The following is a 10,710-nucleotide window of genomic DNA, read 5'->3' as shown; positions in this document are numbered from 1 at the left end:
TCATCTTCTGGATCAATGAGTCCTGACCCTAGCTACATCGCTGCTGTCGCCGGAGCTCACTTTTTCGCGCCGTGGCGGTTTTGGAGAGGGGCACGTCTGAGCCGCACGACTGGAATGTTGAAGCTCTACCCAACGAGAATGCTCGCATCAATTTTCGGACGCCGAAGATCGGCAACCAACATCGGCAAAAATGTGAACGTATTGGCCGTATCAAATTGATTTAAATACAAAATATACGATAATGATATCGGCAATTTAGAACTTGTTTGATTTCCATGAAAGATCGGCAACCAACATCGGCAAGTTTCTTGATTTATGCACGCTAAGATACTAATTATTATCAGTTTTCAATAAACGCAAGATCGGCAAAAGATGGAAGAAGTCCCGACCCGCATTGAACCCGCTTTTTTCGAAGATAACATCCCGTCCGTCCTTTCTGATCTCGTTGTCGAGATTCATGCGGCGGCGTCTGACTTGGGGCGGGGCTTGCACAACGACGCTGCCTTCGAATTGTCAGACCTCGTCCGCGTGATAAATTGCTATTACTCGAACTTGATCGAGGGGCACAACACGCGGCCCAAGGACATCGAGCGTGCACTGGCTGGTGCTGAGCTTGAAGAGGCGACAAGGCCATTGGCGTTAGAAGCCAAAGCTCACGTCATCGTTCAAAGAGAAATTGATCGCCTGAACCATCGCGGTGCGTTGCCGCCACCTACATCAGCCGAGTTCATTTCCTGGGTCCATCGCCGTTTCTACGAAGAGATGCCAGCGGAGTTCCGTTTCGTCGAGCGGCCTGACGGGACGAAGGCCGAGATTGTACCAGGCGTATTCCGTTCTAAAAGCGTGGATGACGTGGCAGTTGGGCGACACCAGCCACCTTCATCTCAGTACGTCATCGCATTCATGGAGCACTTTGCTAAGCGCTATAGGGCGGCAGAGACTGGAGCCACGAATAGGATTATCGCGATTGCAGCTGCTCACCACCGCCTGAACTTCATTCATCCTTTCACGGACGGAAATGGTCGTGTCAGCAGGTTGATGTCTCACGCGATGGCCCAAAACGCAGGGGTAGGCGGAAAGGGCCTGTGGTCAATCTCTCGCGGACTTGCCCGGGGCCTGAAAGACAAAACCGAATACAAGAGCATGATGGACCACGCCGACCAGCAAAGGATGAGCGACAGAGACGGCCGTGGCAACCTGTCGACGAAAGCGCTTCAGGACTATTGCGAATGGTTTCTTTCGGTCGCGCTCGACCAAATCAAGTTCTCGAACGCCGTTTTCGCCTTTGACACACTTGAAGGACGTTATCGGAAGCTGGTTGGGGCTCTGATAGACGACAAGAGGGCTTCTGATGTGATTTCCGCTGTCCTGAAGCACGGAACAATGGATCGTGGCGACATCAGCCTGGTCACGAGGACCTCGGAACGCACTGCGCGCAATACCCTCAAAGAGTTGCTTGATGTTGGGTTCTTGAAGTCTGCTTCGCCCAAAACACCTGTGCGCATCGCTTTTCCGCTAGACTACCGAGACCGACTTTTCCCAAATCTCTTCGCGGATGTTGAGGTGGAGGCACCAAAGCCGAAAATTCCAACGTTTCTCAGGCAAGCTGAAAAGCCCAGCGCAGCAGTGTTGCATGTCATCGCTGCGCCAGATGCAGAATTCGAAAAACGGATTGATTACGTTCCCATGCTCCTTCAGTCGACGGAGACAAGATACCTTCTTGGAAGGATCGCCACCGAAGAACTGGCGACGTCCGATGGCATGGAAGTTGATTGGCGTGCCGTCGAGGACCGCGTTATCGCTGAAGCCATGGGGGAATACGGATATTCGCGAACGGCGGTTCTCGAAGACCTCTCTACCTATAGCCCCGGAACGTTGACCGAAAATCAAAAAAGCGAGCTGAAACTCCGTGTCTACGATGCAGCGCCAGAGCTTGTAGCCAAATACAATCGACGATTTGAAGGGCGAACGCCTAAGCGCTAGGTAGACGAGGTTTCCAACCCGACGACCCCCACCCATCGTTTCTGAATGGCTTTGTAGAGGCTCATTCCTGACAGCAGGCGGTCTTTTGCATCGAGCGACCGATATCGTCGACTGTGCCATTAACCTCGAACACATCGGCGACATCATCGAAAAGGGTCTGCTGGCCGAACTTGCAAAGAAGATCACCCGGGGCCTGACCTTTTCCCGCGATGGCCACGAAGAACTCTCGCGGCTGTTCGCGATCACGATCGACAATCTGCGCATGGCGCAGGCGGTGTTTGCCACGCGCGACAACACCATGGCGCGGCGCCTTGTCGAGGCGAAAGAGGACGTTCGCCGGCTGGAACGGCAATCGGCCGAACAGCATCTGCAGCGGTTGCGTGACGGACGCGCCGACAGCATCGAGACCAGTTCGCTTCATCTCGACATGCTGCGTGATCTGAAGCGCATTAATGCGCATATCGCCTCTGTTGCCCACCCGATCCTCGATCAGAGCGGACTGTTGATCGAGAGCCGCATCCGGCAGGCGACATCCTGAAACTGCGGCTTAGCGCCTTGCCGTCTTGCGTTCGACCATCGCGACCGGAACGACCTGGAGGCGGGTTTCCGCATCGTCGGACTCAAGCGCGGCCAACACGTGATCGGTCAGGGCGGTAAAGGATTGGGCAACGGTGGTGAGTTCGTAGCTCTTCCAGCTTGCCTGCGGAATATCGTCGAAGCCGACGACGGAAAGGTCGGCCGGGATGCGGCGCTGCATTTCGGTGCGTGCCGCGTCGAGAAAGCCGAGTGCCAGCAGATCGGTGACGCAGAAGGCTCCGTCGATGGCCTGGTCTTTCAGGACCTCGCAACCCGCCTGATAACCGCTTTCATAGCTTGTCGGGCCGCCGGACCAGGCAACGACGTCTATGCCGGCCGTCGCCATCTTTTGCTTGAACGCCGTTGCCCGGCGAACCTGCGCTGGCGTCTGGCTGCCGCTCGAAACAACCGCAACCTTCTTGCATTGGGCCTCGATCAGGCGCAGTGCCGCGAGATCAGCGCCTCTGGAATCGTCACTCAACACCATGCTCGTATCGGTCCGGTCGAGCTTCTGGTTGATGAGGATCAGTCTGACACCGTTGGCGATGCACTGGTCGACGATTGATTCCGGCGGCTCGCCGGAAAGAACCACGATGGCCTGCGCGCGGAACTCGAAGAGAAGCTCGATCAGCGGAGCAATATCCTTGCGGGCATCCGCTGCATTGAGCAGCAGGCATTGCAGTCCCTGGCGCAACAGGCCGATGCTCAGAAGATCGAGCTGTTTGGATATGAAGGGTGAACTGAGATTGGCCCCGACGACACCGATCAGGTTCGATCGGTCGTTGTTCAAGCCCTGCGCGAGCCGGTTGACACGGTAGCCGAGTTCTCTTGCAGCCTTCAACACCTTGCGGCGGACCGCCTGGGAAACGCTGGCGCCGGGCGTGAAGGTTCGCGATACCGCCGAGCGCGAAACGCCCGCGCGCTTTGCGACTTCTTCGGCGGTTACGAACCCTCTTGCCATGCATTCCCCCACTGAATCAGAACGTTCCCATCAGGGCCATAAAACCTGCCCCATTCCAACGAAAAAGTGCGAACCAGCGGCCACAACCGGTGCTCCGCAGCCTCCGCCCGCACGTTTCCCTCACCCGCAAAACGACCGCCAATCGTTGTACCGGAAAGCACCTTCTGATGCCGATTGCTCACGTGTTCGAAAAATAATAGACATTCGCCATAAAAATATCAATAAAAACAACGAAATACATCAATGATCACGTGTGCAATTTTTTGATTGACAAGGGGCCCCTGTCATTGGATCATACATTCCACTGACGGAGAAATTTTGGAATATTTATTCCGTTTGTGTTCGCGATAATGGTTGCGCCATTGAGGAGTTGGCGTCGTCGTTTTGGCAGGGCATCCGGCCTGTCCGCGAGTGGGGAGGAGAACAGCCAGGAAGACGGGGCGGCTCGTGTCGTTCGCAGCTTTCAATGCGGCCGCATCAAGTGCGGCCCGGCACCTATTTCCCCATCAGCATTACTGGAGCGCTGCCCGGCTTCGATCGCCGCAGCAGGTTGCGCATGTCGAGTTCCAAGGGGAAGAGCATGGCCTTATTGAGTGAAACAGCCAAGGCGTCGACAGTGCCAGACGACGCGACGGCGCCGACAGCATGGCAGCGCTGGCGGTATCGAGCGAAGGTCGCTTCCCGCGAGCCGACAACATTGGTCGGCATTCTGACGGCGCTGCTGTTCACCTATCTGATCGTCGTGCCGATCATTTCGATCGTGCTCGATTCCGTCCGGGTCCAGTTCGGGCACGAGCGGCGGCTCGGCAAGGATTTCGGCGACCTGACGCTCTACTATCTCGACCGGGCGTTCCTTTCGCCTGTTTCGGTCGACCTGTTCTGGCGACCGCTTCTTAACACTCTATCTGTCGCCGTCGGAGCTATCAGCCTGTCGCTGGTGATCGGCACCGTGCTCGCATGGCTGATCAGCCGGACCGACATGTTCGGGCGGCGTTGGTTCGCAACCGCACTCATCGTGCCTTACATGCTGCCGGCCTGGACGTTCGCGCTCGCCTGGACCACGCTATTCAAGAACCGGACGGTCGGCGGCCAGCCGGGCTGGTTCGAGGCGATGGGCCTGACGCCTCCGGACTGGGTTGCCTATGGGCGCTTCCCGATCGTCGTCATCCTGGCGCTGCACTACACGCCCTTCGTCATCCTGCTGTTCGGCTCGGCCCTTCGCCGCTTTGATTCCCAGCTCGAAGACTCGGCCCGCATTCTTGGTGCGAAGCGCTACCAGGTGGCGATGCAGATCATCCTGCCGCTGATGCGCCCTGCATTGCTGTCCTCGATGGTGCTGATTTTCGCAAAGTGCCTCGGTGAGTTCGGCGTGCCCTATGTGCTTGGGCTGCCCGTCAAGTTCGAGGTGCTCTCCACGTCACTCTTCCGCAGCATCGCATCGCGCCAGACGGGGGTCGCCGGTGTCGTCGCAGCCTCGATCATGCTGATCGGCATCATCACCCTGATGATCGATGCCCGGCTTGTTCGTGAAGCGCGCCGCTTCGTCACCGTCGGCTCCAAGGGTTCGATGAACCGCCAAAGCCGGCTCGGCAAGTATCGCCTGCCGGCGACCGGCTTCGCAGCGCTCATCTTCCTGCTGAGTGTCGGGCTGCCGCTGCTCACCCTGTTCCTGTCGACGATCATGAAGCTGCCGGCCCAATTCACCCTCGACAACTTCACGCTGGACTACTGGATCGGACGTGATCTCCATACCGTGGCGCTGCAAACGGGTGTGTTGCTGAGCCCGGATCTGTGGGCGGCCGCGAAGAACACGCTGATGATCGTCGGCCTTGCATCGCTGACCTCGGGTATCCTCGGATTGCTCGTCGGCTATGTCGTCATCCGCACGCCGGTAAAAGCTCTGTCGGTCTACCTGAGGCAGGTTACCTTCCTGCCGTATCTGGTGCCCGGGATCGCTTTTGCTGCAGCGTATCTGTCGCTCTTTGCGGTGCCACGCGGACCGATGCCCGCCCTCTACGGTACGGTCACCATCCTCATCCTGGCGCTGATTGCCGACCAGATGCCCTATGCCTCGCGCGCCGGCATCTCCGCCATGACGCAGCTCGGCAAGGATCCGGAAGAGGCGGCCCAGATCGCCGGCGCCGGCTGGTTCCGCCGCATGATGATGATCGTGATCCCGATCCAGAAAGGGTCGCTGGTCACTGGTGTGCTGTTGCCGTTCATCTCGGGCATCAAGGGATTGAGCCTGTTCGTCATCCTCGCCGTGCCGAGCACCGACGTCCTGACGACCTACTCCCTGCGGCTCGTCGACTACCACTACACCCAGGCGGCAAATGCGGTCGTGCTGATCATCGCCGCCATCGCCTATCTCGGAACACTGGCAGCCCAGAAGCTGACCAAGACCAATCTCGCAGAAGGACTCGGAAGCTGATGCCCACCATCAATCTCAGCGGCGCGCAGAAGAACTATGGCGTCAATTCCGCCAATGCCGTTTCGAACCTCGATCTCGAAATCCGCGATGGTGAGTTCATGTGCCTTCTCGGCCCCTCCGGCTGCGGCAAGACCACGACGCTGCGCATGATCGCCGGCCTCGAAAACCTCTCCGATGGTGAAATCCGCATCGGCGAAAGGGTGGTCGACTCGGTCCGGGCAGGGGTGTTCATTCCGCCGGAAAAGCGTGAGATGGGCCTCGTCTTCCAGAGCTACGCGCTCTGGCCGCACCTGACGATCGAGCGCAACACCGATTTCGGCCTGCGTCTGCGCAAACTGCCGAAGGAAGAGCGCGAGCAGCGGGTGGAGAAGGTGATGCAGGCGCTCGACATCGCCAAGTATCGCGACCGCTACCCCTCGCAGCTCTCCGGCGGCCAGCAGCAGCGCGTGGCGCTTGCCCGCATGCTCGCGGTCAATCCGGGGGTTCTGTTGCTCGACGAGCCGCTTTCGAACCTCGACGCGAGGCTGCGGCTCGAAATGCGGGCCGAGCTCAAGCGCATCCACAAGGAGTTCAAGACGACGATCGTCTTCGTCACCCATGACCAGTGGGAAGCGATGACGCTGGCGACGACCATTGCCGTCATGAACGAGGGCACCCTGCAGCAGATGGGCACGCCGAACGATATTTACGATCGTCCCGCCAATCGCTTCGTTGCGGAATTCGTCGGCAGCCCGCCGATCAACATCCTTACCTTCGGCTCGCCTGCAGCCTCGGAGATGTCGCGTGCGGCCGAAGCCTATCTTGGCGAGCGCTATCCGTCGCTGCGCGGCATAGGCTCGGTCGGCATCCGGCCCGAGGCGATCGGGTATGCAATGGAGCCAAAGGATGTGCCTGCGGGCAGCTTCACCGGTGAAATGACGGTGACGGGCGTTCTGCCGACCGGCGGCAGCTGGATCCTCGAGCTCAGGAACGACAACGATACGCTTTTCCTGACCACGAATGCCCTGCCGCGCGTCGAGACCGGAGCGAGGGTCTCCTATTTCGCGCCGCCCGAGGCGTTGAACGTCTTCGACAAGAACGGTCAACGCGTCAGCGAAGCCGATGCGCTGCTGCGCAAGAGCACACTGAACTAGGGCGCCAGACGCCATACCGAAACAGAATCTGAGGGAGGAACAGACAATGCAATTTCGGAAAACTGACAGGATGCAACGTGCATTCCGGCGCGCCTTGCTGGCGACGACGATCGTGGCGATCAGCGGGCCGGCGCTGGCGGAGGAGCCGTTCGACCTGAACGCCCTCATTGAGGCGGCACGGAAAGAAGCGCCGATCACGGTCTATGACAGCACCGGCAAGATCGTCGAAATGGCCAAGGCCTTCGCGGAGAAGTATGGCGTGGCCGCCGAAGGGTCGAAGGTCAAGGCGACCGCCCAGCTCGAGATGATCATTCGCGAGGCCCGGGCGAACAATATCCAGGGCGACGTGTCGATCATCAGCGATGCGCCGGCTGCGATGGCCCAGCTCATTCCGCAGGGCTTTGCCGAAAGCTGGCTGCCGCCGGATCTCGCCGCCAAGATCCCCGCGGAGTACCAGGATCCGCTGACTGTGGTCACCAGCGCCAACGTCTGGGCCTATAATACGGAACTCTTCGACAAGTGCCCGGTCAGCAACATCTGGCAACTGACGGGACCGGAATGGAAGGGCAAGGTCGCGATGCAGGACCCGCTCGGCAAGGCGTCCTATGTCGACTGGTTCAACCAGATGGCCAAGCACGGCGACGACAAGGTGGCTGCTGCTTACAAGGAGCTTTATGGCAAGGAGCTCGAAACCGACGACGGCAGCGCGACGGCCGCCTGGGTGAAGGCGCTTGCCGCCAACGCGCCGCTCCTGACCGATGCGGATGCGGCAGCCGCCGACGCGGTCGGCGCGCCGGGGCAATCGCAGCCGTTCATGGGCCTGATGAGCTCGGCAAAGTTCCGTGACAATGCCGACAAGGGCATGAAGCTAGGCCTTTGCAAGGACCTGAAGCCGTGGCTCGGCTGGATGTATCCGGGCGTCGGGCTGATCACCAAGGGCACCAATAGCCCCAATGCCTCGAAGCTCTTCATCCACTATGTGATGACGGCCGAAGGCATCGCGCCGCAGGCCGAAGACGGGAAGATGTCGACGAACCAGGATGTTTCGCTGCCTGCCGACGAGCCTTCAGGCATCGGCGCAGTTATCGATCAGGTCATGCCCTACCAGATGGCAACGAGCCTCGACGACTGGGACGCGCGCGAGACCTGGCAGGACCTCTGGCGGCTCAGCTACCAGAAGTGAAGCGAACTCCGAGGGTAACTTTATGAGCAATCAGATCATGACGACGCGTCGGCTTGGGACGGTCGCGTCCGTCTCCGCCTGGGCTATCGCCGCCTCTGTTTCGTTGGCTTCCGTAGCCCATGGCGAGGAGCGCTTCGACCTTGATGCGACGATCGAGGCGGCGAAGAAAGAGCCGCCGATCACGGTCTATGCGGTGACCGGCAAGATTGTCGACACCGTCCAGGCCTTCAGCGAAAAATACGGGCTCCAGGCAAACGGCAAGAAGGTGAATGAGGCGACGCAGGTCGAACTCATGATCCGCGAGCATCAGGCGGGCAACGTCGTCGGCGATGTCAGCCTCGCCATGGATGTCGCTTCCGCAGTCGGGCAGATGCTTCCCGAAGGCATTGCCACCAGTTGGACGCCGCCCGATCTTGCGGGCGACATCCCCGAACCGCTGCGCAATCCCTTGGTGGTCGTTTCCGATCCGCATGTGTGGACCTACAATACGCAGAAGTACGAAAAATGCCCCATCACCAACATCTGGCAACTGACGGAGCCGGAGTGGAAGGGGAAGGTTGCGATGCTCGATCTGTTCGACAAACCGCTCTATGCGGATTGGTTCAACCAGATCGCCAATCATCGCGACAAGGACGTCGCGCGCGCCTATGAGGCGCAGTACGGCAAGGCACTCGATACACAAGGTGAGAGTGCCACGGCCGCCTGGGTCAAGGCATTTGCCGCAAACGGCCCGCTGCTTGCGGATTCGTCGACTGTCGCCGAGGCCGCCGGCGCGCCCGGCCAGGCCGAGCCGTTCTTTGCGATCACCTCGACTGCAAAGTACCGGGAAAATGTCACCAAGGGGCTGAAACTCGGCATCTGCGCCGGCATGGAGCCGTTCACAGGCTTCCTCTATCCCGGCTTCGGCCTGATTGCCGCTCAGACGAAGAGCCCGAACGCTGCAAAGCTTTTTGTTCGGTATCTGATGACGGCCGAGGGGATCGCGCCGCAGACAGTCGACGGAAAGATCTCCGGCAACAGGACGATCGCCTTGCCGGCTGACGAAGCCTCCGGCGTTTCCAAGCATCTAGACGAACTGATGGTCTTCGATGCTGCGACGGCCGGCGATGATCTCGACAAGCGCGAAACCTGGCAGGACCTCTGGCGGATCAACTACCGGAAGTAACCTCGTGAACCCTGAAACGGTCTCCTTGGGAGGGGAAACCATGAAAAGAGGCAACAGCAAATTACTGGCAATGGGGGCGGCGTTGGCCGCCCTTGCGACCGCTGTCGCGGTTGAAGCGCGCGCCGAAGAGGCGTTTGATCTCGACGCCTTGGTCGAGGCGGCCAAGAAGGAAAAGCCGATCAACGTCTATGACAGCACCGGAAAGATCGTCGAGATGGCCGAAGCCTTCACCGCGAAATACGGGGTCAAGGCAACGGGCGTGAAAGTCTCGGCCAACAGCCAGCTGGAAATGATCATCCGGGAGGCGCAGGCCGGCAATGTCCAGGGTGATGTCGCGTTGATTACCGATGCGCCGGCAGCGCTCGCCCAGCTTCTGCCGCAAGGATTCGTCGAGAGCTATCTGCCAGGGGACATGAAGGACAAGATACCGGCAGCCTTCCAGAACCCTCTGGCGATTTCGACCAATGCCAATGTCTGGGCCTACAACACCGAAACCTACGACAAATGCCCGGTGAGCAACATCTGGGAGCTGACGGAGGCGAAGTGGAAAGGCAAGATCGCTCTCGTCGATCCCCTGACCAAGAGCACCTATACCGACTGGTTCAACCAGATGGAGAAGCACGCCGACAAGGCGGTGGCCGACGCCTACAAGAGCCACTTCGGCAAGGATATCGAAATCGGCGAGAAGAGTGCGGCGGCAGCCTGGATCAAGGCACTCGCACAGAACGGGCCGCTGGTGACCGACGGTGACGATCCGGTCGCCGAAGCTGTCGGCGCGGCCGGCCAGAAGGAGCCGTTCTTCGGTCTTTTGAGTTCGGCCAAGTTCCGCGACAACGAGGCCAAGGGCTACAAGCTTGGCCTGTGCACGGAGCTTCAGCCCTGGGTCGGCTGGACCTACACCAAGCTGGGCCTCGTTGCGTCGAAGAGCGCAAGCCCGAATGCCGCGAAGCTCTTCGTTCATTACGTGCTGACGGAAGAGGGCATTGCACCGCAGATGAAGGACGGCAAGCTGCCGACCAACATCGACATCAAGATGCCGGCGGACGAACCGTCGGGGATAATGGAAGTGGCGGACCGCCTGTTCCCCTACAATGCCGCAACGGGTCTTGAAGACTTCGACCGGCGCGAGGAATGGCAGGACTTCTGGCGCGTGAACTACAGCAAATAGAAACTCGAGGCCCGGCGCGACATGACGAGGACAGGTCGCGCCGGCCGCACCCGCATGAACGGAAAGAAAGCATGAGCAACGCTTATCCGGCGGCAAGCCCCAGTCCCGCC

At 59.6% G+C, this 10,710-nt stretch carries 8 protein-coding genes and 1 pseudogene; 8 read left to right on the top strand and 1 reads right to left on the bottom strand.

Annotated features, from left to right (window positions below; genetic code table 11):
- The 3 genes and pseudogenes from I8N66_RS33175 to I8N66_RS33165 form a co-directional block, all read left to right on the top strand.
- A partial coding sequence (locus I8N66_RS33175) for a hypothetical protein (RefSeq protein WP_291163495.1) occupies window positions 1-219 on the top strand: 219 nt, incomplete at its 5' end.
- A gap of 153 nt (window positions 220-372) precedes the next feature.
- The gene (locus I8N66_RS33170; RefSeq protein ID WP_291163492.1) at window positions 373-1,983 is read left to right on the top strand and encodes a Fic family protein; all 1,611 of its coding nucleotides are present in this window, start codon (window positions 373-375) and stop codon (window positions 1,981-1,983) included.
- 91 nt (window positions 1,984-2,074) lie between these two features.
- Window positions 2,075-2,521: pseudogene (locus I8N66_RS33165) on the top strand (PhoU domain-containing protein); the annotation flags it as partial.
- A gap of 9 nt (window positions 2,522-2,530) precedes the next feature.
- Here I8N66_RS33165 and I8N66_RS33160 read toward each other — a convergent pair.
- Window positions 2,531-3,520, bottom strand: coding sequence for a LacI family DNA-binding transcriptional regulator (locus tag I8N66_RS33160; protein WP_291163489.1), 990 nt, complete (start codon window positions 3,518-3,520; stop codon window positions 2,531-2,533).
- A gap of 580 nt (window positions 3,521-4,100) precedes the next feature.
- Here I8N66_RS33160 and I8N66_RS33155 point away from each other — a divergent pair.
- The 5 genes from I8N66_RS33155 (at window position 4,101) to I8N66_RS33135 (ending at window position 10,600) form a co-directional block, all read left to right on the top strand.
- A complete protein-coding gene (locus tag I8N66_RS33155; RefSeq protein ID WP_291163485.1) occupies window positions 4,101-5,951 on the top strand; it encodes an iron ABC transporter permease in 1,851 nt (616 codons plus the stop codon).
- On the top strand, window positions 5,951-7,084 hold the full coding sequence (locus I8N66_RS33150) for an ABC transporter ATP-binding protein (protein WP_291163482.1): 1,134 nt from the start codon (window positions 5,951-5,953) through the stop codon (window positions 7,082-7,084). The genes I8N66_RS33155 and I8N66_RS33150 overlap by 1 nt, the downstream gene beginning before the upstream one ends.
- Window positions 7,085-7,154: 70 nt before the next feature.
- Window positions 7,155-8,267 (top strand): ABC transporter substrate-binding protein, encoded by a 1,113-nt coding sequence (locus I8N66_RS33145; protein WP_291163479.1) that lies wholly within the window; start codon window positions 7,155-7,157, stop codon window positions 8,265-8,267.
- Window positions 8,268-8,304: 37 nt separating this feature from the next.
- Window positions 8,305-9,432 carry an ABC transporter substrate-binding protein gene (locus I8N66_RS33140; RefSeq protein ID WP_291163500.1) on the top strand — a complete coding sequence of 376 codons (1,128 nt, stop codon included), beginning with the start codon at window positions 8,305-8,307 and terminating at the stop codon, window positions 9,430-9,432.
- Between the two features lie 70 nt (window positions 9,433-9,502).
- The gene (locus I8N66_RS33135; protein WP_291163497.1) at window positions 9,503-10,600 is read left to right on the top strand and encodes an ABC transporter substrate-binding protein; all 1,098 of its coding nucleotides are present in this window, start codon (window positions 9,503-9,505) and stop codon (window positions 10,598-10,600) included.
- Window positions 10,601-10,710: the final 110 nt, after the last annotated feature.

It is taken from the genome of Ensifer sp. SSB1 (assembly GCF_016652895.1).
Classification (GTDB): domain Bacteria; phylum Pseudomonadota; class Alphaproteobacteria; order Rhizobiales; family Rhizobiaceae; genus Ensifer.
This window is presented reverse-complemented; position numbering and strand designations above follow the sequence as displayed.

What these genes read in the sequence shown, in the direction of transcription:
- I8N66_RS33170 (WP_291163492.1), top strand. Translation starts at nt 373, where the DNA reads ATGGAAGAAGTCCCGACCCGCATTGAACCCGCTTTTTTCGAAGATAAC.
- I8N66_RS33160 (WP_291163489.1), bottom strand. Translation starts at nt 3,520, where the DNA reads ATGGCAAGAGGGTTCGTAACCGCCGAAGAAGTCGCAAAGCGCGCGGGC.
- I8N66_RS33155 (WP_291163485.1), top strand. Translation starts at nt 4,101, where the DNA reads ATGGCCTTATTGAGTGAAACAGCCAAGGCGTCGACAGTGCCAGACGAC.
- I8N66_RS33150 (WP_291163482.1), top strand. Translation starts at nt 5,951, where the DNA reads ATGCCCACCATCAATCTCAGCGGCGCGCAGAAGAACTATGGCGTCAAT.
- I8N66_RS33145 (WP_291163479.1), top strand. Translation starts at nt 7,155, where the DNA reads ATGCAACGTGCATTCCGGCGCGCCTTGCTGGCGACGACGATCGTGGCG.
- I8N66_RS33140 (WP_291163500.1), top strand. Translation starts at nt 8,305, where the DNA reads ATGACGACGCGTCGGCTTGGGACGGTCGCGTCCGTCTCCGCCTGGGCT.
- I8N66_RS33135 (WP_291163497.1), top strand. Translation starts at nt 9,503, where the DNA reads ATGGGGGCGGCGTTGGCCGCCCTTGCGACCGCTGTCGCGGTTGAAGCG.